Here is a 23,813-nt window from a genome sequence, read left to right as displayed (position 1 = left end):
AAGACCTCGTCGTAGTCGTCGATGGGCCGCGCGGCGCGGGCCTTGGCGTGGACGTGTGGTCTCCGCCGAGGGGAGGGCGCGCAAGTTCGGCTTCGCGCGGATGCGGGGATCGTCCCTGGCGCACGTGCCGGACCGGTGGCCGGATGTCGGTGGAACCGGGAACCGGTGGGTCAGATCTGAATGCCGAGGCGGCGGGCGTTGCGTTGTCGTCGACGGTCGGCGCGCAGACGGCGCAGACGCTTGACGGTCATGGGGTCGAAGGCGAGCGCTTCCGGGCGCTCGACCAGACCGTTGAGCAGTTGGTAGTACCGGGTCGCGGAGAACCCGAACTCATCGCGGATCGCCTGTTCCTTGGAGCCCTCGAACTTCCACCACTGGCGTTCGAAGGCGAGGATGCGCTGTTCGCGTTCGGCGAGGGCCGACTGACCGCCCTTGGACGGACCGATATTCGGCATGGGACACCCCCTGGACGGGTAATTGGTTTGTCCGGATCGGCGCGTCTCATGCTAGCGACTCGACATGCCGGATGAGGAGCGGAAAACTCAGGAGTGGCACCAGGGCCACAGTTGCCTTCCCTACCCGGGTGGTCACTTGTCCAAGCCTGGCACCTGTGCCCGTGACAGAATCGCGAGGGTCCGGGGAGGGCCCGGCAGAACGCCGACCGCAACGTTCGAGGGAGCCTGACGTGCTCGGGGGCAACAGCCGTAGCAGGACACATTCGCGCCATCTGTTGGGCGCCACGGCCGGGACCTGCGCGTCCTTGGTCGTACTGGGGTTGACGGCGGCGCCCGCCGCCTCCTCGGAGATCCCCGACTTCCGTCCCGACCAGTGGGCCTTGACGTCCATCGGGGCACAGGACGTTTGGGAGGAGACCCAGGGGCAGGGCATCACCGTGGCGTTGCCCGGGGTGTCGGTCGATGAGGAACACCCCGACCTGCGCGACAACGTGGAGATCGACGACGGATTCGGTTCCAACGGGGCCGACGACGAGCAGGGGACCGCGGCGGCCGGCCTGGTGGCGGCGCACGGCCACGGCATGGACGCCGACGGTGGTGTACTGGGGGTCGCTCCCGAAGCGAACGTCCTGGTGCTGCCCACCGAGGACGACCTGGCCGGTGCCATTCGTCACGCCGTGGACGAGGACGTTCAGGTCGTCCTGCTGCCCGATGAGGTCGGCGGCGACGAGGACCTGACCGAGGCCATCGCGGCCGCCGCCAGTGGGGGCGCCCTGGTGGTGGGGCCCGCGGGTGGGGACACGGACGAGAACGTCCTGACGGTGGCGGGGGTGGACGAGGACGGCGCGCTCGTCCCGAACTCGCCCGACGCCTCCGAGATCGACCTCGTGGCGCCCGGCGCCGAACTACGGACCGCCGGCCAGGAGCTGCGCCAGGCCGACGTGACCGGGACGCCCTACGCGGCCGCCGTCGTCGCCGGAGCGGCCGCGCTGCTGTCCGCCGAGTACCCGCAACTGAGCCCGGCCCAGGTGCGCGAAGCCCTGGTCGATGGGGCTCAGCCGGGTCCCGACGGCCTGCCGTCGTTGCAGGTGGGCGATGCGGTGGCCCAGGCGTCCGGTACGGCCGAGGGTGTCCCCCTCATCGACGAGAACCTGGTCCAGGAGGAGGACGAGGGTGTCCCGGTGTGGATCTGGTTCGCCCTGGTCGGTGTGGTGTTCGTGATCGTCGTGCTCGTGCTGGTGCTGTGGGTGCGTCGCAGCAGTGCCGACCCGTACGGGGTGAAGGCCGAGCGGGAGGCCGAGGACGCGGAGTTGGCGGCGGCCCGGGCCGAGCAGGCCAAGGCCGAGGAACGCCCGTCCCGGCGCAGGAAGGGCGGCCGCCGACGCAAGGTCAAGTAGTCGAGAAGGTCACTGGTCGAGAAGGCCGCTGGTCCAGAAGGTCACTGGTCGAGAAGGTCGATGACGTGTGGTGCGGGGGCGTTCCCGGGTGGGGAGCGCCCCCTTTCGTGTGTTCGAAGTGGGGCGTGGGCAGCACGAGGTGGACGGGGCCCAGAGTCCCTCGAATACGAGGTTACGGCGCCATGCGGACCCTGGAACAGGGGCGATTCGGAGCCTGTGGAAAACCCCTGGGGGCGGGAAGGGGACACGGTCTAGAGTGGCGTCGACCCCCACCCCTTCCACGACGGGAGAAGCCGCATGGCGCGTAAGGCCGACGGAAGCGCGGGTGACGCCGACTACGGCGTGATCGCCAGGACCTACACCGACCACCGTCGGCCCGACCCCCGGATCGCCTCCTTCGTACACGCGGCCTTGGGCGACGCGCGCACCGTGCTCAACGTCGGGGCCGGGGCGGGTTCCTACGAGCCGGCGGACCGGAAGGTCACCCCGGTGGAACCCTCGTCCAGCATGCGGGCCCGCAGGCCCGCCGACCTCCCAGAAGCGGTGAACGCCACCGCCGAGTCCCTGCCCTTCCCCGACGGTTCCTTCGAAGCCGCCATGACCACGTTCAGCGTCCACCAGTGGTCGGATCTCCCGGCCGGACTGGCCGAGTTGCGACGGGTCACCGATGGGCCGGTCGCGGTGCTCACCTGCGACCCGGACCTGGTGCGCCGTTTCTGGCTGTACGAATACGCCCCGCAGGTCCTGGACACCGAGGCGCGGCGCTACCCGACCACGTCCGACCTGGCCGGGGGGGGCTGGGCGGACGCACCACGGTCACCCGGGTACCGATCCCCTTCGACTGCTCGGACGGTTTCAACGAGGCCTACTACGGGCGGCCGGAGACGCTGCTGGATTCCACGGCCCGACAGGCCTGCTCGGCGTGGAGCTTCGTCTCGGAGGAGGTCCACGAACGCTTCCACGCGGACCTGTCCCGCGCCCTGGACGATGGCACATGGGATCGAGACCACGGCCACCTTCGGTCGACTCCGGAACTGGAGGGTTCCCTCATCCTGCTGGTCTCCGTTCCCGAATGAGACGAGTGGTCGCCCGGGGTCGTTCGACGTCGCATCCAGGACTTTCGGGTGACCGTCCGAGTGCCTTCGATGGGTGTGGTTAAAGTCGGTTCCCGGTACCAGGGAAAAACCGACGGAAAGCGCCATCGCCGAACGTCACCGCAGGTCGACACATGGTCACGTCGTAAATGCGCGTGCATATGTAAGCCACGCGAAGGCCCTTGACTCCCACAGCGCGGACGGCAAGGCTTTGAAAATGTCCTCCCTGGAATCCCCGTCCCTGCCCTCGCGCGGCGCCACCCGGACCGATCCGCACAACCACAACCTGGTCAACGGGCGGGTCAACGTCGTCCCCTACGACCCCAAGTGGCCCTACCTGTTCCAACGGGAGGCCGACCGCATCCGTCAGGTCCTCGGCGATCGTGTCCTGGCGATCGAGCACGTCGGGTCCACCGCCGTGCCCGGCCTGGACGCCAAGGCCTGCATCGACATCCGTCTGGGAGTGGCCGACCCCACGGACGAGCCCGCCTACCTGCCGGAACTGGAGGAGATCGGATACGGCGTCCTCGCCCGCTTCGAGGGCGAGCACGACCACCGACTCCTCAAGGGCTCACGCGTCAACGTGAGCCTCTACGTCGGTACGAGGGGGTGCCCGGCGCTCGAACGCATGAGCCTGTTCCGCGACCACCTGATCGCCGACGCCGGCGCGCGCGAACGCTACGCCGCCGTCAAGCGCGAATTGGGCGAGCGCGAATGGGAACGTCTCCAGGACTACACCGGCGCCAAGACGGAGATCATCACCGAACTCATGGCCGAGGCCGAGGCCTGGAAGGCGTCCCGGAGTCCGAACTGACCTCGGCGCCGCTCAGCCCAGGGAACGGATCTGGTCCTGGAACCAGCGCCGAGGCGGCGACGCCACCGCCGCCTCCGCCAGTCGCTCCCGACGCTTGCTCCGCTCCGCCTCCGGCATCGTCAACGCCTCGTGCAGCGCCTCCGCGGTCTCCACCGTGTCATAGGGGTTGACCAGCAGTGCGTCCTCGCCCAACTCGTCGGCCGCGCCCGCCTCTCGGGACAGCACCAGGACGGAGTCGCGCTCGGAGAGCACCGGGCCCTCCTTGGCGACCAGGTTCATTCCGTCCCGGATCGGATTGACCAGTAGCACGTCCGCGATCTGGAACGAGGCCAGCGACCGCGGGTAGTCGTCGTTGACCTCCAGCACCACCGGCGTCCACTCGGGAGTGGCGAACTCCTCGTTGATCTCCTTGGCCGTCCGCAGCACCGAATCGGTGTAGGTCCGGTACTCGGGCACGTCGCCCCGACTGGGGTAGGCGAACGCCAGGTGGGTGACCCGTCCACGCCACTCCGGGTGCGCCCTCAGGAGTTCCCTGTAGGCCTCCAGACCGCGCACGATGTTCTTGGACAACTCGGTGCGGTCCACCCGAACGATCAGCTTGGTGTCGCCGACCAGGTCGATCAGTGTCCGCCGGCGCTCGGCCACGGCCGGTTCCGAAGCGCTCTCCCGCAGCCCCTCGGCGTCCGCGCCCAAGGCGTGCACACCCACCTCGACCACGCGGCCTCCGTACTCCACCGTGCGCTGCCCGAGATCGACGTCGGCGCGCAGGATCTCGGCGCAGCAACGTAGGAAGGCCTCGGCCCATCGAGGGCTGTGGAAACCGAGCCGATCGGCGCCGAGCATGCCCTCCAGCAGTTCCCGGGCCACATGGGTCGGCAGCATCCGGAAGTACTCCGGGGGAGCCCAAGGGGTGTGCGAGAAGTGCGCGATCCGCAGGTCGGGGCGGCGGGTCCGCAGAATACGCGGCACCAGGGCCAGGTGGTAGTCCTGCACGGCCACGCGGGCGTTGTCCGCGGCCCCGCTCACCAGGGCCTCGGCGAAGGCGTTGTTGTAGGCGGAGTAGTCCTCCCAACGCCTGCGGAAGTCCGAGCCGAAGGAGGGCTTGTTCGGGGTGTCGTACAACATGTGCTGTACGAACCACAGGATCGAGTTGGCCACTTCGGTGTAGGCACCGGTCAGGGTCTCCTCCGGAATGTCCAGCATGTGGACGCGCATGCCGTCGAGGTCGTGCGCCCGGTCCAGACGGGCCTGTGGGGCCTCGGCCGCGGCGCGCCGGTCGGTGTCGGACAGGCCCGCGCACACCCACAGGGCGTCGATCTCGGTCGCCACCGAACTCATCCCCGACACCAGTCCACCGCCGCCCCTGCGGTGCTCCAGTGAGCCCTCGGCCGTCGTGGAGAAGGAGACCGGTCCTCTGTTGGAGGCGATGAGGATCTGTGCCTTGTCCACGTGTGAGGTCCTCTCAAGTGCGCGAACGAGTGCCGCGGTGGGAATGTGGGGAAGTCGTGGATGCACCCCCGGCGATCCGGGGGCGCACCCTAGGTCTCGCCGGAGCACCCGGGCCCCAAACCCACCCCTGGTCAACGGGGAGGGTCGTCACGCTCCACCGGCACGGGACGCGCGCCGGACGACACCGATCAGGGCCGTCTCATCATGTATCGCATACTGAGACGGCTGGTGTAATCCGGATCACCCGGCATGGAAAACCGGTCAGGACGTCGGTTACAGTGACGGTGCGTTCCCCGAGGGGAGACGCCACAACTTCATATTGCTCATCCAGAGGGGTGGAGGGACCGGCCCTACGAAGCCCCGGCAACCATCTCGACATGTGGACGCACCATCGCGTACCGGTCGAGGCAGGTGCCAACTCCGGCCTGGGGCCAAGGTGGCCACCAGGGAAGATGAGGGGAGACACCTCGCCATGGCGATCGCCGCCGCTGAACCCACCGCTGTCCGCGCCTTCGGTCCCGGGACCGCCCTCTCCTGTCGAGAGTGCGGCGAACGTTACGAACTGTCGCCGAGCTTCGCCTGCCAGTTCTGTTTCGGCCCCCTGGAGATCGCCTACGACTTCGGGAACGTCACCCGCGAGGAGATCGAGAGCGGCCCCAAGAACATCTGGCGCTACCGCTCCCTGCTGCCGGTCCCCACGAACGTGGCCGAGCTGCCCAACATGAACCCCGGCTTCACGCCCCTGGTCAGGGCCGACCGCCTCGCCGCCGAACTCGGGCTGAAGTCCCTGCACGTCAAGGACGACTCCGCCAACCCCACGCACTCCTTCAAGGACCGCGTGGTCGCGATCGCGGTGGAGGCCGCTCGCACCTTCGGGTTCACCACCCTGTCCTGTTCCTCCACCGGGAACCTCGCCGGCGCGGTCGGTGCCGCGGCCGCGCGGGCCGGCTTCGAGTCGTGCGTGTTCATCCCCGCCGGACTGGAGGAGGGCAAGGTCGTCATGGCCGCCGTCTACGGCGGCAAGGTCGTGGCCATCGACGGCAACTACGACGACGTCAACCGCTTCTGCTCCGAACTCATCGGGGACGAGGCCGGTGAGAGCTGGGGCTTCACCAACGTCAACCTGCGGCCCTACTACGCCGAGGGTTCCAAGACGCTGGCCTACGAGATCGCCGAGCAGCTCGGCTGGCGGCTGCCCGAGCAGATCGTCGTACCGATCGCCTCCGGCTCCCAGCTCACCAAGATCGACAAGGGCTTCCAGGAACTCATCAAGGTCGGACTGGTCGAGGACCGCCCCTACAAGGTGTTCGGTGCGCAGGCCACGGGCTGCTCCCCGGTCGCCAAGGCGTGGGAGAACGGCCACGACGTCATCCAGCCGGTCAAGCCGGACACGATCGCCAAGTCCCTGGCCATCGGCAACCCGGCGGACGGGCCGTACGTCCTGGACATCGCCGAGCGCACCGGTGGTTCGGTCGAGCACGTGGGCGACGACGAGATCGTCGACGCCATCAAGCTGTTGGCCCGTACCGAGGGCGTCTTCGCCGAGACCGCGGGCGGCGTGACCACCGGCGTCCTGCACAAGCTGGTTCGCGAGGGCAGGATCGACCCCGAGGCCGAGACCGTCATCGTCAACACCGGTGACGGGCTCAAGACCCTCAACGCCGTCGACTCCGGTGTCACCGCCACCATCAAGCCCTCCCTGGACGCGTTCAAGGCCCAGGGCCTGGTCTGACTCGTCCGGCCACGCGCCACCACCCACCATCGCACTCACCAGGAGATCCGCACATGAGCGCCAGCGTCCGCGTCCCCACCATCCTGCGCACCTACACCGACGAAGCCTCCGAGGTCACCGCCGAGGGCGCCACCCTCGCGGAGATCCTCGACGACCTGGAGGCCAACCACCCGGGTATCCGGGCCCGCATCCTCGACGACAACGGCAAGGTACGTCGTTTCGTGAACGTCTACGTCGGTGACGAGGACGTGCGTTTCGAGAAGGGTCTACAGACCGAGGTCAAGGCCGGGCAGCAGGTGTCGATCATCCCCGCGGTCGCCGGGGGCTGCTGACCGTACGAACGATGAGGGGGCGGACGCACCGAGCGCCCGCCCCCTCATCTCATTCCTCGTCGAGGGTCGTCCGGAGCCTGGATCACGGGTTCGTCTTCTGTTCGCCCAACGCTCAAATGCCCTGGTTCGTGCATGTCATAGCAGGTGATGGCTGTTTTCGGGGTCGTGGAAATCGTGACCACATCGTTTGCACTCTCCATGGTCGAGTGCTAAAAATATGAGTGGTTAGCACTCAGCATGGCCGAGTGCTAATCGGATCGAGGCTGCGAGATCGTGGGCCTCCGGCAGCAGGGTTGCCGGATCGACCACGGTCGTCCGTCGCGGGCGCACGCCTCGTCCCATCGCGTATCAGCCCGGTCACGGGAGGACAAGAACTCAATGGCAGCCAAACTGATCGCGTTCGACGAGGAGGCCCGTCGCGGCCTCGAGCGTGGCATGAACCAGCTCGCGGACGCCGTGAAGGTCACCCTCGGCCCGAAGGGCCGCAACGTCGTCCTGGAGAAGAAGTGGGGCGCCCCCACGATCACCAACGACGGTGTCTCCATCGCCAAGGAGATCGAGCTCGAGGACCCCTGGGAGAAGATCGGGGCCGAGCTGGTCAAGGAGGTCGCCAAGAAGACGGACGACGTCGCCGGTGACGGTACGACCACCGCCACCGTCCTGGCCCAGGCCCTCGTACGCGAGGGTCTGCGCAACGTCGCCGCCGGTGCCAACCCGGTCGGCCTCAAGCGCGGCATCGAGGCCGCCGTGGCTCGCATCAACGAGGAGCTCGGCAACCTCTCCAAGGAGGTCGAGACCAAGGAGCAGATCGCCTCCACCGCCTCGATCTCCGCCGGCGACGCCCAGATCGGCGAGAGCATCGCCGAGGCCATGGACAAGGTCGGCAAGGAAGGCGTCATCACCGTCGAGGAGGGGCAGACCTTCGGGCTCGAGCTGGAGCTCGCCGAGGGCATGCGCTTCGACAAGGGTTACATCTCGCCCTACTTCGCCACCGACCTTGAGCGCATGGAGACGGTCCTCGAGGACCCCTACATCCTCATCGTCAACTCCAAGATCTCCAACAACAACGAGTTCCTGCCCGTTGTCGAGAAGGTCCTGCAGGCCGGTCGTCCGCTGATGGTCATCGCCGAGGACGTCGCCGACGGCGCCCTGCAGACCCTGGTGGTCAACAAGATCCGCGGCACCTTCAAGTCCGTCGCCGTCAAGGCTCCGGGCTTCGGTGACCGTCGCAAGGCTCAGCTCGGCGACATCGCCGTCCTGACCGGCGGCCAGGTCGTCACCGAGGAGGTCGGCCTCAAGCTGGAGAGCACCGAGCTCGACATGCTGGGCCGCGCCCGCAAGGTCGTCGTCACCAAGGACGAGACCACCATCGTCGACGGTGCCGGTGACGCCACCGCCATCGCCGGTCGCGTGAACGAGATCCGCAACGAGATCGAGCGCACCGACTCCGACTACGACCGCGAGAAGCTCCAGGAGCGTCTCGCCCGTCTGGCCGGCGGCGTGGCCGTCATCAAGGCCGGTGCCGCCACCGAGGTGGAGCTCAAGGAGCGCAAGCACCGCATCGAGGACGCCGTCCGCAACGCCAAGGCCGCGGTCGAGGAGGGCATCCTGCCCGGCGGTGGCGTCGCGCTGCTGCAGGCCAGCGTCCCCGCCTTCGAGAAGCTCGAGCTGGAGGGTGACGAGGCCATCGGCGCCGACATCGTCCGCCGCGCCATCGCCGAGCCGCTCAAGCAGATCGCGATCAACGCCGGCCTCGAGGGCGGCGTCGTGGCCGAGAAGGTCAAGAACCTGGAGCCCGGCTTCGGTCTGAACGCCGCTTCCGGTGAGTACACCGACCTGTTCAAGGACGGCGTCATCGACCCGACCAAGGTCACCCGTTCCGCTCTGCAGAACGCGTCCTCGATCGCCGGTCTGTTCCTGACGACCGAGGCCGTCATCGCCGAGAAGCCGGAGAAGGCCGCGGCTCCCGCCGGCGACCCGACCGGTGGCATGGGCGGCATGGACTTCTAAGCGGTTCAGGAGTCCGAGGTCCGGATACGCGACCTCGCCCGCGACGACCGGGCGGCCCTTCACGGGGCCGCCCGGTTTCGCCGTTCGCGGGGGCCTTCGGTGAGGGTGTCGCGGTGATCGAGCCACTCCCGGACCGCCTCCTTCACCTGCGGGGTGAGATCGCTGTCGGGGTGCTTCTCGGCCGGGAACCACCGAAAGTCCGTGTGCTCCTGCGACAACCGCACGGGCGTGCCGTCATGTGGCCGCGCGAACGTGAACTGGCGTTTGCGCTCGCCGTGCCGTGAGTCGTAGTCGAACCAGGTCACGAAGGGCTCCAACCGGAGCGTGGCGCCCACGGGTGTTCCGATCTCCTCTCGCAGCTCTCGGGCCAACCCGCCGAGGAGGGTCTCGCCCGGTTCCACCCCACCCGAGGGCAGGCTCTCCGCTCCGGGGAAGGAGGTCTCGTCGTCGCGACGGCGCAGCAGGAGGATCTCCCGACCGGAGTCCCGGTGGACGATCGCGCCCGCCGAGAACCCCTCGATCCCCGACCGTCGGGCGTCGTCGACGAGTGCACGCGTGTCCATAGGCTTCCTCACCGGGAGCCGGTCGGCTCCCCTGGAAACGAGCATGCGTGTGCCGGGACGCGTGCGCAACCGGCGCCCGGGGCACCTGTGGACGAGCCTTCTCAGGCCCGCAGCAGGGGCAGGTAGGCGAAGCCGAGCACATCCCGACCATGCAGACGGAGTCGCCGGTGGGTGTCGGTGCGCCGGATGACCTCCTCGAAGTCGGGGGAGCGGGGGTTGTCCCGGATCCAGTCCTCCACGCTCCACGCGTTGCCGTTCTCGAAGTGGTCCCACTCGTCCACCGTGGCCTCCGACAGGGAGTACAGCCGGAAACCATGGGAGAGCGCGAAGTCGACCAGGTCGGGCAATGACCGGTACTGGTCACGGGGGACCACCGCCATCGCGGTGATCTCCTCCTCGGTGGGCGGACGCTTCCAGTAGCACTCACCGAACAGCGCCCGGCCGCCCGAACGCGTCAGGTCGGCCAGGGCGGTGAGCGCGTTCCCGGTGTGCGTGACGGGGTCACCACCCCACACATGGGTGGCACCCACGTTGAACACGACGTCGCAGGGTTCGCCCCGCCACTCGCCGGCGTCCCCGACCTCCAGCTCCACCCGGTCGGCCAACCCCCGGGCCGTGGCTCCGACCCGACCATGCCGGATGTTCTCCTCCCCGAGGTCGATGCCGAACCCGGTGGCCGTGGGCTCGGTGGACAGGGTGCGCAGGAGGAGTTCGGCCCAACCACAGCCCAGGTCCACGACATGGTGCCCTTTCAAGGGGCCGAGCGAGTGGATCAGACGCGCGGCCCGCTCGTCTGAGAGGGGGCCGTTGAAGTCGAGATCGCGGTGCATGGGAGGAACCGCCGGGGAGGCCATCCGAGCAGTGTCCTTCGCTCCGACGGGCCCGTCCAATGTTTTTCCGTGCCCGTCAGGGTTATTGTGCGAAGTGTCGGGTGGACAGGCGCGCAAGGCGCTAGGTTCCTGTCCGGAGGTGCGAGGAAATGAGTCTGACGATGACGGAGACCGTTCCGGCGACGGGGATGTCGCGATGGGACCACGCCCTGAGCACCTGGAAGGAACTGGACGTGCCCGACGGCTGGCGGGCTGAGATCGTTGACGACAACGGAGTCTTGCTCGTGGCGCCCCCATCTGACCCCCACAACATCATCGCGGATCGAGTGAACCGCGCGCTGCTCCGTGCGGTGCCCGACGATTGGGGGCTCTATCAGACATTGGGCATTCAGTTGCCGGTCGTTGAGCGGCTCTACGTTCCGGATTTGGTGGTGATGCCGGAATCGGTCGTTCTCGATCCTGGACAGACTCCCAACCCGGCCGACGAGGCTGAACTGGTGGTCGAGATCGTCTCCAAGAGCAGCATGGACATCGACCGTAAGAAGAAGCTGTGGGGCTACGCGCACGCTCCTGTTCCGCTCTACCTGCTGGTCGACGCCTGGGACGAGACCGGACCTTCCGTCACGTTGTACGAACAACCTGGAAACGGTCGCTACAACCACGCCACCACCGTGGACTTCGGCGAGAAGATCCGGCTTCCGGAACCCTTCGACCTGGAGATCGACACCTCCCGGTTCCCTCGTCCGGAGCAGTGGCCTTCGTGAGTTCGCGAACCTAGGCGTCGCCGTGCCAGGCGTGCCACGGCAGGGAGCCCTACTCCCGCCGGGCCGGCCAGAGCAGGTAGTGGTCGGCCGAGCGGTGCTCGGGGGTGCCCGGGGCTGAGGCAAGTGGCGCACGTTCAGGGACTCTCACCAGGGGGGCCGGAGACGGCCACCGATTTTCTCGCGTACCGGATGAGGGGCCCGCGCGAGATCAGTCGTACACCGTGGAGCGGTGCCCGACGTGCGCCACCCATATGACGAGTTTTCGGTCTTCCACCGTGTAGATGATCCGATAGTCGCCCACCCTGAGACGACGTACCTCGGGGTTTCCGACCAATGCCGTGGTTCCGTGACCGAGGGGGTCATGCTCTGGTTCAGTGAGCTTACGGAACACCACCATGGCCATATTGCGTGGAAGTTCGCGAAGTTCCGAACGGGCTTCCGGTCGAAAGATCGTCCGGTGGTTCACCGGGACCTTCCAAGATCTGCGCCATGACTTCTTCCATCGGGGTCCCCTGCGCAGGGTTGCCCATGCGTTCCCGGACCATGCGCATGATTTCCTGCTCTTCGAATTGCTGGTATCGACGCAGGAGGTCGATGGGTACGACCGCTGCCACCTCTTTTCCTCGTCTGGTGATCACCGTCGGTGAGTCCTCACGATCCGCTCGGTCGACGACATCGGCGATGTGATCGCGTACCTGACGGATGGTCTCCACCCGCATTTCGCTCATGGGACCAATGGTGCACATGGACCACCCGGTACATGGCGAGAACGTGTCAAGGCGAGTTCGAGCCGTGGGGAGGCGGGAACGTGGATCCGGATCGCGCTGGTGGGGACCGTCTTCCTGCTCCCGTTCGTGCTCGGGGTGACCGTCGCGATGCTGCTCCTTCGCGACACCGGTTCCTGGCCGAAGAGGGCCCCCGACCCCGTGGAGGAGTCGGTCAGGTGACCAGACCGCGGGCGTGGAGCAGCCCCACCAGGTCGCGGACGGCGGGGGCGCACCGCTCGCGTTCGGCGTGGCCGATCCACTCCAGTTCGGTGATCTCGTTGTCGGCGACGAGTTCCCCGTCGTATTCGGCGGTGTAGCACACCAGTTCCACGCGTGTCCCTGGTGCCTGACCGTGCGCCTCCTGGTCGATCACCGCCACACGTTCGAACGTTCCTGGGCGCAGTACCGCGCCGACCTCCTCCAACGCCTCGCGCGCCACTGCCTGCTCATCCGTCTCACCCGGCTCTCGCTTGCCGCCGGGCAGGTACAGCCGGTCCCGGTCCTCAGGGCGAACGCACAACAGGCGCCCGTCACGTACGTGGACCCAGGAGAGCGCCTCGATGACGACGGGCGCTTCGGCGGTGGAGGAGGTCGAAGACATGTGGCCACTTTAGGCCGGACGGGAACCGGGCCGTTCGCCGACCCGAGGTGACGCGAAGCACTAAAATCCGGGGTGCCGGCGGTAGTCCACTCGCGCGTCCGACGGAGGCGTGCCACGGCAGAGATCGGACGTACATGACCCCCTCCAGCACCGGAACCGAACCCGGACTCGGCCCCGACCCCACCGGTGGGACCCCCCTGACGCGGGTCGCCCCGCTGCTCTCGGAGAGCTCCAGTGGTGGTGTCCCACCCCAGGCCACCGAGCGACGTCAGGCCGGCGAACGCGCCTACAACCTCTACAGCGCGGCCATCGGCGCCTGCCTGGCCCGGGAAGAGGACGATCCGGGACTGGTCGAACGCGCAGCCCTTCTCCTGGCGGAGGAAGCACGCCTGCCGTTCCTGACGTCCGAGGAGGTCGACCGGGCCTGTGCCGTCCTGCCCGGTGCCATCGCCGAGCTGCGCGGCGCACCGGTGCGAGGACCCGCCGGTTCCACCCCGGACGACCTGCGTGAGCTGTCCGAGGAAACGCTTGATTCCCTGTTCGACCTGGCCCTGCGGGACCGGCTCACCGGGACCCCGCGCGAGCATCCGCGACTGCTGCTGTTCGGCGGCCAGCCGGGATCGGGCAAGTCCACGCTCCAACGCCTGCTCCTACCGGTCCTGCCGGAGGGCACCGTCGGCTACGACGGGGACGACCTGCTGCGTCTGTCCCCCGACTACGAATGGGCGATGGGCGCCGACGACAAGGTCGCCACCGCATCCGTGTCCAAGCAGGTGGGCGCCTTGCACCGGCGGGCCGTGGAACACGTTCGTCGTGGTCGCTACGACGTCGTGTGCAGCCACCCCTTGGGTCGCGCCGACTGGGCCGCCTCCTGGGTGTCGGGCTTCAAGGAGGCCGGTTACCGGGTCGAGGTGGCGTTCGTGGCCACGCATTCCTCCAACAGCGGTTTCGCGATCGTGGACCGGCACGCCCGCGCCACCCGCGACCAGGGTTTCGGTCGATGGTTGCCGAAGACCCACCATGACCGCTTCTACCTCGGGGTTCCCAACAGCATCGAGTTCCTGGAGACCCATCGTCTGGTCGACTCGATGTACGTGATGTCCCGCGAGGGCGAGGTGCTCTACGCCGACCACCGGGACGGCGGAGAGTGGTATCGGGAGCCGTTCGGCCGGATCGCGTTGGAGGCCGAAAGGGGCCGACGCGAACTCTGGCGCGTCGAGGACGACGTCTAGGATCCCTGCCCATGGACATTTTCAACGCGAATCCCCTGGTGGTACGCCAACCCAAGCGCTTCATGGTCGACGTCTCCGACTACGAGGTGTACGACGCCTACGGCCGCCCCATCGCGCAGGTGCGCGAACAGGGAGCCGACGGCGGCATGCAGGTGCTCCGGGCCCTGTCCCGCAACACCGGGGGGTTCGAACGGCGCGTGCACGTCAACGACATGTACGGACGGACCGGGCTCGTCATCCAGAAGCACTGGTCCTGGATGACCGCCTCCACCAGCGTGAACCTGCCGGACGGCCGGTCGGTGGGGACCATCGAACAGGACCTGAAGTTCTTCGGCTCCAAGTTCACCCTGATGGACCCCTGGAAGCGAGTGGTCGGCGGTATCGAGGGCGACTTCATCGGTATGGACTTTCGGATCAAGGACCACGCCGACCACGAGATCGCCCGTGTGGACCGTCGTATGCCCGACCTGGGAGAGATGTTCACCGCGGCCGACAGCTACGCGCTGCACCAGCGCTATCCTTCGCTGCCCCAGCCCCTGGGCACGCTGGTGGTGGCCGCCGCCATCGTCATCGACCTGGTCCTGAAGGAAGGCAAGTGACCCGGCGGGCCCGGCCTCGGCCCCGGCCCGGGTCCACTCGCTTCGCGCGGCCCGGACCGTTCACCCCTCCAGGGCGGCCATGGCGGCGCGGTCCTCTTCACCGAAACGTTCCTCCAGGGCCTCGGGGGAGGCGTCCAGGTCGATTCGGGCCACCGGCACTCCCCGGGCGGACTCGATGGCGCCCAATCGTCGGGTCGCCCGGTCGGAGGCGTAGTCGAGCAGCTTGCCGGGAGGCAGTTCGTACCGCTGTGTCTCGGGGTCCTGGGAAGGGACCTCACCTTGTTCGACGGTGCCCAGCACGTGGGGCAACAGTTCTTCGAGACGTTCGCTCACCACGTCCCAGTTGCGGTCGTCGGCGGCCACGTGGCGCCGACAGGTGAAGGTCCCCCAGGCCATGTGGCGGCGCTCGTCGTCGCCGATCCGGCGGATGATCCGCCGCATCCCCGGGAAGATTCCGCGCACGGTGCACACGTGGTTCCAGGCGTAGTAGCCGGTCAGCGCGAGGGAACCCTCGATGATGTGGTTGTAGGTGACCGAGGCGCGCACCTGGTTGCGCGGGCTCGGGTCGTCCAGGAGCGCCTCCAGGGAGCGGGGGAGCTCCTCATAGAACAGCGCACGGTAGCCGGGGTTCTTGTCGACGAACCCGTGCAGGTCGTCGTGGACTCCGAGCGCGTCCAACCACAGGCGGAAGGCCTGGACGTGCTTGGCCTCCTCGAACGCGAACTGGGTCAGGTACATCTCGTCGCCCAGACGGCCCTCCGCGGCCATGGCGCGCAGGAACGGCTGAATGTCCTCGGTGACGGCCTCCTCGCCGGCCACGAAGAGTGAGCACAGCCGCAGGATCCGGGTCCTGGCCTCGTCGTCGAGCTTCTTCCAGTCCTCGGCGTCCTGTTCCAGGTCGATGTCGGACGGGTTCCAGAACTTCGCGTTGCCCTTGACGAACAGCTTGAGGGGGAGCGAGTCCCAGTTCAGGCCGCCGCCGCGCAGTGAGTGGAAGCCGTCGCGCCGGGGTCTGTCGGGGGTCGTCGTGGCCATGTCGCATACCTCCGTGGGGGGTGGGGTCGCACTCATGATTGGACACGAGGGCCTTCCGTGTAAACCCCTGGAGGTGGTCCGGGTCACCGCAGGCCCGGGTTCCACACGGATCGCCTGATGAGGGCGGGACCCGGTCGGAGTCGGCGGCGATCCGGCATCGCCGAAACGGTACGGTCGAAGGAATACGCTCGCTTGAACGATCCGATCGGGGGACGACGTGTTCTGTGGTGATCCCGGCAGTGCCGGCTACTCCGCGTGCGCCGCCCAGACCCAGCTCTTCGCGCTGGCCTCGGTGATCCCCGCACTGCTCGGCCTGGCCCTGCTGGTGGCCGCCTTCACGGCGCCCTCCGTGCGCGGGGACCGACTGCTGCGCACCCGGACCCTCAGCTACTCCCTCGTGGCCTGGGGGATCGCCGTGGGAACCTACGTGATGGGCGGCCTGCCCTCCCTGTAGTTTTGCGCCTCCGCTTCGCCGGCGGCGTGGTCAGATCTCCTCGCCGGCGAGCAGGTCCCCGGCGTCGGCGATCCGGTAGGCGTACCCCTGCTCGGCCAGGAACCGCTGCCGGTGGGCGGCGTAGTCCTGGTCCAGGGTGTCGCGGGCGACCACCGCGTAGAAACGGGCGGTCCGGCCATCCGTCTTGGGGCGCAGGACCCGGCCCAGCCGCTGGGCCTCCTCCTGCCGGGAACCGAAGGAACCCGACACCTGTACCGCCACACCCGCCTCGGGCAGGTCGATCGAGAAGTTCGCGACCTTGGACACCACCAGGGTGCGCAGCTCACCGGAGCGGAACGCGTCGTACAGCCTCTCGCGTTCCTTGTTGCGTGTCTCGCCCTTGATCACCGGGGCGCCCAACCGTTCCCCGAGTTCGTCCAACTGGTCGATGTAGGAACCGATCACCAGCACCTGGTCCTCGGGGTGGCGGTCCACGATCTCGCGCACGACCGAGGTCTTGGACTCCGTGGAGGCGCAGAACCGGTACCGGTCCTCCGGTTCGGCGGTCGCGTACGCCAGCCGCTCGGACTCGGTCAGGTCCACCCGGACCTCCACGCAGTCCGCCGGGGCGATCCACCCCTGGTTCTCCATGTCCTTCCAGGGGGCGTCGTAGCGCTTGGGTCCGATCAGGGAGAACACGTCACCCTCGCGGCCGTCCTCACGGACCAGGGTCGCGGTCAGTCCGAGGCGCCGCCGGGCCTGTAGGTCGGCGGTCATCCGGAAGATCGGCGCGGGCAGCAGGTGCACCTCGTCGTAGACGACCAGGCCCCAGTCGCGCGCGTCGAACAGTTCCAGGTGCGTGTACACGCCCTTCCTGCGCGAGGCCATCACCTGGTAGGTGGCGATGGTGACCGGCCGGATCTCCTTCTTGGTGCCCGAGTACTCGCCGATCTCGTCCTCGGTGAGGGAGGTGCGGCGCAGCAGCTCCGACTTCCACTGGTGCACCGAGACCGTGTTCGTCACCAGGATGAGCGTGGTCTTGCCGGTCATCGCCATGGCCGCCGCGCCCACGATCGTCTTGCCCGCGCCGCATGGCAGCACCACCACGCCGGACCCGCCGGCGTGGAAGCTCTCGGCGGCCTCTCGCTGGTAGCCGCGCAGGTCCCAGTCGCCGTCGGCCAGGTCGATCGGGTGCTTCTCACCGTCGACGTATCCGGCCAGGTCCTCGGCGGGCCAACCGATCTTCAGCAGTGCCTGCTTGAGGTTGCCGCGCTCGCTCGGGTGCACCGAGACGGAGTCCTCGCTCAGGCGTTCGCCCAGCATTCCCTTGAGCTTCTTGGCCCGGACGACCTCCTCCAGGACCGCGCGGTCGGAGGACTCCAGGAGCAGACCGTTCCGGGGGTCTCCCACCAGCTTCAGCCGCCCGTACCTTCCCATCGTCTCGGCGATGTCCACGAGCAGCGAGTGCGGTACCGGGAACTTGGAGAACCGGATGAGGGCGTCCACGACCTGCTCGGCGTCATGCCCGGCGGCCCGCGCGTTCCACAGGGCCAGCGGGGTGATCCGGTAGGTGTGCACGTGCTCGGGAGCACGCTCCAGCTCCGCGAACGGGGCGATGGCCCGGCGGCACTCGCCGGCCTGTTCGTGGTCGATTTCGAGGAGGAGGGTCTTGTCGGACTGGACGATCAAACAGGACACGCAGGGACCTTCCGAAGCGCGGTGAGAGGGGTGGCCTCCGGTGCAACACCGGACGCCGCCCGAACATGCCCGTCAGGAATCGATGGCGATCATGGTGATGACGAATCCGAAGAACAGCACCAGGAGACCTATGACCACGCCGTTGGCGATCCAGGCGTAGCGGGTGAAACGGGAGACCTTCTCCTGGTCGACCGTCTCACTGACCGCCATGATCGAGAAGATGAGTCCGATCGCGGCGAAGATCCCATAGCAGGAGATCACGAGGAGGATCGACGTGACCAGCGCACCGATCGCACCGCCCTTCGACAGCGGCGCCGGATACATCGGGTAGACCGGGTACGCCTGCGGCGGTGGGGGCGGGTAGGCGGGCTGCTGTGCCGTGTAGGGATCCTGGTAAGGGGCCTGGTAGGGGCCGGGCGGGGGCGGCCCGTAACCCGGTCCGTACCCTGGCCCGCCGTACGGGTCGGGAGCGGAGTAACCACCCGTGTTGTCGCCTTCCGGCGGTCCCGGGTTCCTGTCGTCGTACATGCCGTGCCTTAGGTGTTCGGGCTCCACGTCGGGAGCCGGGGGAGAGGGCGGTCAGAATCCGAGGAGCATGGCCAGGGCCGCGAAGACGATCACGGGGACCACGAAGACCACGGACAGCGCCACGTAAGCGAAGTTACAGGCCCAGGTGAAGCGGATGTACCTCTCCACCTGGACCGCGTCGGGGATCCTCCACAGGGCCATGATCCCGAGGATGACGCCTGGGACGTTGGCGACGAGTACGAAGAACCACAACCCGAGCGAGAGACCGAGTGCCGGGACGATCAGGGTGAGCCCGGCGACGACCAGCGCGGCGACGGCTCCGCCGACCCTGGCCGGGGGGCCGGAAGGGCCCGGGACCGCCGGGGCCGAGCGCGGCTCCGAGACGTTCGGCGAGCCGGTGGCGGCGGGGGGCGCCGTCGGTGGGGAGGGGGTCCCCGTGGGTGCGGCGCCCACGGTACGCATGGGGCGTCGGCGTGTGGCCGCCACGTGGGATGTGCCCTGCCCTCGTTCCCAGAAGGCTCGAGGATCGCTCCGATCGCTGCGCAAGGCCTACCGCGCCTCCCTGTCCAAAGACGGAAATGTCGGGTCCGATCCCTTGCTCGCATACCCGCCACCATGGGTTCGGACGCGGAACGGAGGTCCTCGGTTCCGCCAACCGGCGGTCAGTACTGCGTCACATCGACGATGCCCTGGATCCAGTCGCCCGCCTGCGTGAACATGACGAACGTCAACACCGCCATCACGAAGAACATCACCGCCGCGGCGCCCAGGCAGTACCAGGAGTAGCGGGTCAGGACCTCGGCCTGGTCCGGGCGACCCCGGTCCCGGGCGTGCGCGGCTCGGACCGCGAAGGTGATCCCCGCGATGCCGAAGATCCAGTTGGCGCAGCACAACGCCGTCACCAGGTGCAGGATCAGCGCCATGGTGGAACTGTTGGCGCCTCCGCCCGCGACGGGCGAGGAGGACGTGGAGCGGTCCTCGTCGCGTTCCCTTTCGGGCGCCCGGTCCCGTCCCACGGGTTCGCGGTCCTCCCTTCCCCGGTCACGGGGAGAAGAGGCTCCGGGGGGCAGCGAAGCGTTGCTCATTCGGGGTGTCTCTCGCCGTTGGTGGTCGACAGGGCCACTCTAGTCCGTGTCGTTCGGGGTGTGAGCGGGGTGAGGGGTCAGGAGTCGGGGGAGAGTTCGGCGACACCGGTGACCCGGTGGAGCGCGAACCGGTGCACGGCGTCACGGGTGGTGTCGTAGGCGGTGAGGAAACCCCCGTCCACACGGGTGGGCACCACGATCCGGCTGACCTGACGGCCGTCGGTGTCGGTATAGCCGATCCACACCCGCCGCTCGTCGGCCAGGACCCGTTCGAGCACTTCGGCGAGCGCGTTCGCGCGCGCCGCCGGGCTGTCGCTCTCGGGCAACTCCACCGGAACCCGTGCGACGTTGGTGGCCTCGTCCCCGGCGCGCAGCGCGCGGACGGCGGCGCGGGCGAGTTCCGGATCGCTGGAGTGTTCGGAGACGGGGAGCACGTCCGGTTCGGCGCGGCGTACCTCGGGCCGGCTCAACCTGATGGTCCCATCGCCCCTCTCTGCGACCGGGTGGTAACCGAGTCGGTCCAGGCGCTCCATCAGGGCGGCACGGGTGAGCCCGCTGACCACGACGGTGGGGGCCAAGAGCACCAGGTCCAGGTCGGTGGCCCGACGGTCACCGACCAGTTCGGTGAGCAGGGCGGGCTCGTCGCAACGCAGATAGCTGGCGGCGGACCCGGCGCGCAGCCTGCCGTGCCTGCGCCCCACGTCCGAGATCAGGTAACGCAGTGCCTGGGGCAGAGGCGTACGTGAGTGGCGTTCCAACATCGCGGTGAGGTCGGCGACCCCGCGTCCGGCGTCCAGTGCCCGGCGCACGGAGGACTCGGTGAATCGGTAGACCGTGGCACCGCCGGTGGACTCCACGTCCGCGGTCAAGGCGAGTTCGCGCGCCAGTTGGGTCACCAACGGCCCCGGGGCCACCGCGGTCATGTCGCCCTGCACCAGCACGTAGTCCAGCGGCTGGGGCAACTCGGTGGCCAGGAGCGCCGAGGAGGCGTCCTCGTCGCCGGAGAGCCAGGGGCGGGTGTGGGCGGCGAGTGCGCCCATCGCGGTCAGGCCCAGGACGGCCGCCTCGGCCACCGTCGCATCGACCAGTTCGGTGTACAGGGGCGTCTGGCGGCGGGGATACCGCCAGGCCAGACGGGCCTTCAGGGAGTCGGTCTCCGGGGCGGTCCCCGGAACCGCCGACGCGAGTTCGCTCAGCACGTCATGACGGACCTGCGGCGCGGCCGGGCGTGCGAGTCCCGGGCCGAGCACGTTGTACGAGCGTCCACCGGAGTCCTGCGCCCCGGCCAGGGACGGAACCCGGTCCGAATCCACCCAGGCCCGCACCAAACGCGACCAGCGACGTTCCGGAGGGCTCTCCCGCCACAGGTCGTACTCGCGGGTGGGCAGCCACTCCCCGGACAGTCGGTCATCGGTGGCGAGCAGTCCGGCGGCGCGGGCCGTCTCCAGGAACAGGGCGGCGGTCGTGTCGTCGGTGTCCATGGCCTGAGCGGCGCGGCGCAGGTCGCGCACGCCCAACCCCCCGTTGCGCAGCACCGCGGCGGGCTCCTGGGACCAGCGTTCCAAGAGTTCCTCGACGGCGCGCAGCACCACGAAGGCCTGTCCCGCGGCGGCTCGGGAGATCGTGTCGGGATCGACGGAACGCCCATCGAAGCCGGGTGGGGAGCTGCCGACGTCCTGGAACAGCGTCCCCGACCGCAGGAACAGCCCGACCTCGCGCGGCAGCGTCAACGTGTCGTCGCCGGTGGGCAGGAGCAGGCCACGGGCGATGAGGGAATCCACCGGCGAGGACGCCGTGGCGAGGGAGACCTCTCGTCGGGCGTCCGTGACGGTGCCGTTGGGCGGCCCCCAGGTGAGACTGTCCAGTAGCCGATGGGCGGAGGCGTCGACCTGTTCGACGAGGGCGCGTACCCGGTCGGGGTCGGATAGGACGGTGGCGACCGACTCCACCGCCGACCCGGCGGTGGAGTGGGGGACCAGGTCGTCGGCCAGACGTTCGACCGTCCCGTGCGGCAGGGCCGCCAACGGAACCCGCGCGGGCGGACCCAAGCGTGCGGGGTGCGGCAGTAGTTCGCGCAGGACCTGTACCGGGCGCAGCCGGCCCTGGTCGGGCCAGATCAGGGCCAAGGACCGTAGGGCGTCCAGGGCGGCGTCGAGAGGTTCCGTTCCGAGCACTCCGGCGGGGGTGAACCCGAGCCCGTGCGCGAGGTCGGAAGGGAGCGCACCGACCGGTTCCGAGAGTCGGTCGTCGCCCAGGGCGACCACGGACTCCAATACCTGGAGCGTGAACCGGTCCAGCCGTTCCAGGGCGCGCAGCGTCGCGTTGCGCGAGGTCGCACGGTGGGCCAGCGCACCGATGTCCACCGGGATCGGGCGACCCAGGTCGGGCCGGCCACGCAGGAGGGCGGTGAGTTCCTCGTCGGAGCGGGATCGCAGCCAGGACGTGAACGTGGGGGGACGCCCCGACGTCGAACCGTCGGGGCTGTCGCTTGAGGACTCGGGCCGTGCGTTGTGCGTCATCGGTTTCAACGCTAAGCGATCTTGCTCCTTGGATCGCACCGCCTCACCAACAGGCTCCCACGACACCGTGATCACACCACTTCAGGCCGATTCCAGTGAGAATTCACCGGCCGAAAATCGGTGGGGAGGGGTTAAAAGGCAGGTCAATGTGGGCCAATATGGGGCCATGACCCAGCGCTCGGAACAATTGGTACTCGACTATCTCTCCGAGGTCGGACTCGCGCTGTACGGTCGTGTCTCGGCGAAGGAACGGACCGCCTATCTGACGGCTCTGCGCGCGCGTATCGACGAGCGCAGAGATGCGGCCGGTGACGACGTCGACACCGTGCGGCGGATCCTCCGTGGCTTCGGAGCCCCAGAACACCTCGTACGGGAGGAGTTGACCGGGGAGGCCTTCGACCTGGAGGACGACGAGATGATCCCGGCCAAACCCAGGCACGCGGATCGGCCCCCACCGCCCTGGCGTGGTGGCCCCAGCCAAGGCTTCATGTCCCTGCTGGAGGGCCCCGCTCAGACCGAGTTGCGAATGGACGGTCGGACCAGGCACCGCAGGTCCGGGACGATGCGCAACGGCCTCCTCCTGGTCCGCCACCACACCCCCGAAGCGATCGCGCTCGGTGTGTTCGTGCTCGCGGGCGTGTGGTGGGACGCGGCCTTCGTGTGGGTCCTCGGAGCCGCGCTCCTCCTGCTCAGTCACGTGTGGGGGGCCCGCGACAAGTGGATCGGGGTGGGGCTTCCGCTCCTGGCCTGTGTGGTCGGGGTGGCCCTGTGGGACGGTGACGCGAAGTTCATCGACCTCTACATCCAGCAGGCCCTGCCCTCGACCGGGGTTCCGGCCCTGGGCATCGCCTCCCTCGTATGCGTGCTCTACCTCTTTCCCAAGGCGGCCCGCTCCGCTCGGGCCGCCGACCGGTCCGGAGACTGACCCGGACCGAGCGACCGACCGACCGAGCCGGGAGCCATCGTCCCGGACCCGTCCCCGCTGGTCACGCCGGTCACGCTGGTCATCGCTTGGCAAATCCTGGGAAATACCTTTTCCGGTCGGCCCGTTACGGAGCTTCCACGGTCGACGACTCGGGTAGTCAGATCGGTATACCGCCGTTCTCGCCACAGGACGGTCGTGTCAGGTGGTCCGGCCTCCAGCTCGGGCACCGAACCGTCGACGGAGTCCCCGACTCCGCCGAGTCCCGTCCCACACTCCGCACCCAGCGGTGACGGGGGCGACGTCGACACCAACGAGGCCCGGGTGAGCCACATCCGGGCCTCGTTCTCGTATGCGGCCCCTACTTCCTCTCCCCGACCCGGCCACGCACAATTCCCTCTCGCCTTGGGAAGCGCCCGGGTACTAGCCTTGACCCCGACTATGGAAACCAGGGGTCGCCGGGGCGGGGGAAAGGTGGACGACACCGTTTTCCACGCCCTCGCGTCGCCCGCCAGTGAAAGCATGAGGTCTCTACCGTGCCCACCGGCAAGGTCAAGTGGTACGACGGCGACAAGGGTTTCGGCTTTCTCACCCGGGACGACGGCGGTGAGGTCTTCGTCCATTCCACGTCCCTGCCCCCCGACACCACCTCGCTGCGTCCCGGCCAACGGGTCGAGTTCGGTGTGGCCGAGGGGCGCAAGGGTGCCCAAGCGCTGCAGGTGCGATTGCTCGAGACCCAGCACTCCGTGACCAAGGCGCGGCGCAAGAAGCCCGACGAGATGGTGGTCATCACCGAGGACCTCATCAAACTCCTGGAGAACGTCTCCAACAACTACCGTCGGGGCCGGCACCCCGACAAACGCGAGGCGGGCAGGGTCGCCCAGGTGCTGCGTGTGGTGGCGGACGACCTGGAGGCCTGACCGGTGAAGGGTCGTGGTGGCCGTCGAAGCCGGC

Annotated in this window: 25 protein-coding genes and 1 riboswitch; of the genes, 12 read left to right on the top strand and 13 right to left on the bottom strand. The window is 68.5% G+C overall.

All coding sequences use genetic code 11. The features are described from left to right. Positions 1 to 170: 170 nt before the first annotated feature. Entirely contained in the window at positions 171 to 455 is a 285-nt protein-coding gene (locus tag NLI01S_RS12955) for a DUF3263 domain-containing protein (RefSeq protein ID WP_067604058.1), read from the bottom strand. Between the two features lie 230 nt (positions 456 to 685). Here NLI01S_RS12955 and NLI01S_RS12950 point away from each other — a divergent pair, with 230 nt between their 5' ends. The 3 genes from NLI01S_RS12950 to NLI01S_RS12940 all read left to right on the top strand — a co-directional run bounded on the left by NLI01S_RS12950 (position 686) and on the right by NLI01S_RS12940 (position 3,760). Continuing rightward, a complete protein-coding gene (locus NLI01S_RS12950) occupies positions 686 to 1,852 on the top strand; it encodes a S8 family serine peptidase (RefSeq protein WP_067604056.1) in 1,167 nt (388 codons plus the stop codon). A gap of 297 nt (positions 1,853 to 2,149) precedes the next feature. Then, positions 2,150 to 2,980 (top strand): class I SAM-dependent methyltransferase, encoded by an 831-nt coding sequence (locus NLI01S_RS12945; RefSeq protein WP_223809224.1) that lies wholly within the window; start codon positions 2,150 to 2,152, stop codon positions 2,978 to 2,980. A gap of 183 nt (positions 2,981 to 3,163) precedes the next feature. Beyond that, positions 3,164 to 3,760 (top strand): GrpB family protein, encoded by a 597-nt coding sequence (locus NLI01S_RS12940; RefSeq protein WP_067604054.1) that lies wholly within the window; start codon positions 3,164 to 3,166, stop codon positions 3,758 to 3,760. Positions 3,761 to 3,772: 12 nt separating this feature from the next. Here the strand turns inward: NLI01S_RS12940 and NLI01S_RS12935 are convergent, their stop codons facing one another. After that, entirely contained in the window at positions 3,773 to 5,209 is a 1,437-nt protein-coding gene (locus tag NLI01S_RS12935) for an alpha,alpha-trehalose-phosphate synthase (UDP-forming) (protein WP_067604052.1), read from the bottom strand. A gap of 320 nt (positions 5,210 to 5,529) precedes the next feature. After that, a riboswitch (SAM riboswitch) is annotated at positions 5,530 to 5,668 on the top strand. A gap of 13 nt (positions 5,669 to 5,681) precedes the next feature. Between NLI01S_RS12935 and thrC the strand changes: the two genes are divergently transcribed. The 3 genes from thrC to groL all read left to right on the top strand — a co-directional run bounded on the left by thrC (position 5,682) and on the right by groL (position 9,283). Next, positions 5,682 to 6,941 carry a threonine synthase gene (gene thrC / locus NLI01S_RS12930; protein ID WP_067604050.1) on the top strand — a complete coding sequence of 420 codons (1,260 nt, stop codon included), beginning with the start codon at positions 5,682 to 5,684 and terminating at the stop codon, positions 6,939 to 6,941. Between the two features lie 53 nt (positions 6,942 to 6,994). Further along, positions 6,995 to 7,273: a ubiquitin-like small modifier protein 1 gene (locus NLI01S_RS12925; protein ID WP_067604048.1), complete on the top strand. Its 279-nt coding sequence runs from the start codon at positions 6,995 to 6,997 to the stop codon at positions 7,271 to 7,273. A 378-nt stretch (positions 7,274 to 7,651) separates the two neighbouring features. Further along, entirely contained in the window at positions 7,652 to 9,283 is a 1,632-nt protein-coding gene (groL, locus tag NLI01S_RS12920; RefSeq protein WP_067604045.1) for a chaperonin GroEL, read from the top strand. A gap of 59 nt (positions 9,284 to 9,342) precedes the next feature. On the opposite strand, the gene NLI01S_RS12915 is transcribed toward groL, so the two are convergent. Together NLI01S_RS12915 and NLI01S_RS12910 are read right to left on the bottom strand one after the other, a co-directional pair. Continuing rightward, the gene (locus NLI01S_RS12915) at positions 9,343 to 9,846 is read right to left on the bottom strand and encodes an NUDIX hydrolase (protein WP_067604043.1); all 504 of its coding nucleotides are present in this window, start codon (positions 9,844 to 9,846) and stop codon (positions 9,343 to 9,345) included. 101 nt (positions 9,847 to 9,947) lie between these two features. Beyond that, positions 9,948 to 10,700, bottom strand: a complete 753-nt coding sequence (locus NLI01S_RS12910; RefSeq protein ID WP_067604041.1) for an SAM-dependent methyltransferase — start codon at positions 10,698 to 10,700, stop codon at positions 9,948 to 9,950. A gap of 137 nt (positions 10,701 to 10,837) precedes the next feature. On the opposite strand from NLI01S_RS12910, the gene NLI01S_RS12905 reads away from it, so the two are divergent. Beyond that, positions 10,838 to 11,440, top strand: coding sequence for a Uma2 family endonuclease (locus NLI01S_RS12905; protein ID WP_067604039.1), 603 nt, complete (start codon positions 10,838 to 10,840; stop codon positions 11,438 to 11,440). 208 nt (positions 11,441 to 11,648) lie between these two features. Here the strand turns inward: NLI01S_RS12905 and NLI01S_RS12900 are convergent, their stop codons facing one another. The 3 genes from NLI01S_RS12900 to NLI01S_RS12890 form a co-directional block, all read right to left on the bottom strand. Beyond that, positions 11,649 to 11,837: a type II toxin-antitoxin system RelE family toxin gene (locus NLI01S_RS12900; protein ID WP_263363316.1), complete on the bottom strand. Its 189-nt coding sequence runs from the start codon at positions 11,835 to 11,837 to the stop codon at positions 11,649 to 11,651. Further along, the gene (locus NLI01S_RS12895) at positions 11,821 to 12,168 is read right to left on the bottom strand and encodes a type II toxin-antitoxin system Phd/YefM family antitoxin (protein ID WP_084392561.1); all 348 of its coding nucleotides are present in this window, start codon (positions 12,166 to 12,168) and stop codon (positions 11,821 to 11,823) included. The genes NLI01S_RS12900 and NLI01S_RS12895 overlap by 17 nt, the downstream gene beginning before the upstream one ends. A 211-nt stretch (positions 12,169 to 12,379) precedes the next feature. Next, a complete protein-coding gene (locus NLI01S_RS12890; RefSeq protein WP_067604035.1) occupies positions 12,380 to 12,808 on the bottom strand; it encodes an NUDIX hydrolase in 429 nt (142 codons plus the stop codon). A gap of 134 nt (positions 12,809 to 12,942) precedes the next feature. Between NLI01S_RS12890 and NLI01S_RS12885 the strand changes: the two genes are divergently transcribed. Further along, on the top strand, positions 12,943 to 14,040 hold the full coding sequence (locus tag NLI01S_RS12885; protein ID WP_067604033.1) for a zeta toxin family protein: 1,098 nt from the start codon (positions 12,943 to 12,945) through the stop codon (positions 14,038 to 14,040). 11 nt (positions 14,041 to 14,051) lie between these two features. After that, positions 14,052 to 14,639 carry an LURP-one-related/scramblase family protein gene (locus NLI01S_RS12880; RefSeq protein ID WP_067604032.1) on the top strand — a complete coding sequence of 196 codons (588 nt, stop codon included), beginning with the start codon at positions 14,052 to 14,054 and terminating at the stop codon, positions 14,637 to 14,639. Positions 14,640 to 14,699: 60 nt separating this feature from the next. On the opposite strand, the gene NLI01S_RS12875 is transcribed toward NLI01S_RS12880, so the two are convergent. Then, positions 14,700 to 15,674, bottom strand: a complete 975-nt coding sequence (locus NLI01S_RS12875; RefSeq protein WP_067604030.1) for a R2-like ligand-binding oxidase — start codon at positions 15,672 to 15,674, stop codon at positions 14,700 to 14,702. Between the two features lie 217 nt (positions 15,675 to 15,891). Between NLI01S_RS12875 and NLI01S_RS12870 the strand changes: the two genes are divergently transcribed. Beyond that, positions 15,892 to 16,128, top strand: a complete 237-nt coding sequence (locus tag NLI01S_RS12870) for a hypothetical protein (RefSeq protein ID WP_067604028.1) — start codon at positions 15,892 to 15,894, stop codon at positions 16,126 to 16,128. Between the two features lie 30 nt (positions 16,129 to 16,158). On the opposite strand, the gene NLI01S_RS12865 is transcribed toward NLI01S_RS12870, so the two are convergent. The 5 genes from NLI01S_RS12865 to NLI01S_RS12845 form a co-directional block, all read right to left on the bottom strand. Then, the gene (locus tag NLI01S_RS12865) at positions 16,159 to 17,805 is read right to left on the bottom strand and encodes a DNA repair helicase XPB (protein WP_067604026.1); all 1,647 of its coding nucleotides are present in this window, start codon (positions 17,803 to 17,805) and stop codon (positions 16,159 to 16,161) included. Positions 17,806 to 17,877: 72 nt separating this feature from the next. Then, positions 17,878 to 18,333: a DUF6264 family protein gene (locus NLI01S_RS12860; protein ID WP_223809222.1), complete on the bottom strand. Its 456-nt coding sequence runs from the start codon at positions 18,331 to 18,333 to the stop codon at positions 17,878 to 17,880. 51 nt (positions 18,334 to 18,384) lie between these two features. Then, positions 18,385 to 18,819 (bottom strand): hypothetical protein, encoded by a 435-nt coding sequence (locus NLI01S_RS26675; RefSeq protein ID WP_307601447.1) that lies wholly within the window; start codon positions 18,817 to 18,819, stop codon positions 18,385 to 18,387. A 176-nt stretch (positions 18,820 to 18,995) separates the two neighbouring features. Beyond that, the gene (locus NLI01S_RS12850; RefSeq protein WP_067604024.1) at positions 18,996 to 19,418 is read right to left on the bottom strand and encodes a hypothetical protein; all 423 of its coding nucleotides are present in this window, start codon (positions 19,416 to 19,418) and stop codon (positions 18,996 to 18,998) included. A 77-nt stretch (positions 19,419 to 19,495) separates the two neighbouring features. Beyond that, on the bottom strand, positions 19,496 to 21,937 hold the full coding sequence (locus tag NLI01S_RS12845) for a helicase-associated domain-containing protein (protein ID WP_067604022.1): 2,442 nt from the start codon (positions 21,935 to 21,937) through the stop codon (positions 19,496 to 19,498). A 166-nt stretch (positions 21,938 to 22,103) separates the two neighbouring features. Here NLI01S_RS12845 and NLI01S_RS12840 point away from each other — a divergent pair, with 166 nt between their 5' ends. Beyond that, positions 22,104 to 22,862, top strand: coding sequence for a hypothetical protein (locus NLI01S_RS12840; protein WP_067604020.1), 759 nt, complete (start codon positions 22,104 to 22,106; stop codon positions 22,860 to 22,862). Positions 22,863 to 23,395: 533 nt separating this feature from the next. Beyond that, positions 23,396 to 23,779, top strand: coding sequence for a cold-shock protein (locus NLI01S_RS12835; RefSeq protein WP_067604019.1), 384 nt, complete (start codon positions 23,396 to 23,398; stop codon positions 23,777 to 23,779). The last annotated feature ends 34 nt before the right edge of the window (positions 23,780 to 23,813 follow it).

It is taken from the genome of Nocardiopsis listeri NBRC 13360 (assembly GCF_001570765.1).
GTDB lineage: Bacteria > Actinomycetota > Actinomycetes > Streptosporangiales > Streptosporangiaceae > Nocardiopsis > Nocardiopsis listeri.
The sequence above is the reverse complement of the archived record's forward strand: the minus strand, read 5'-3'. Positions and strand labels throughout refer to the sequence as shown.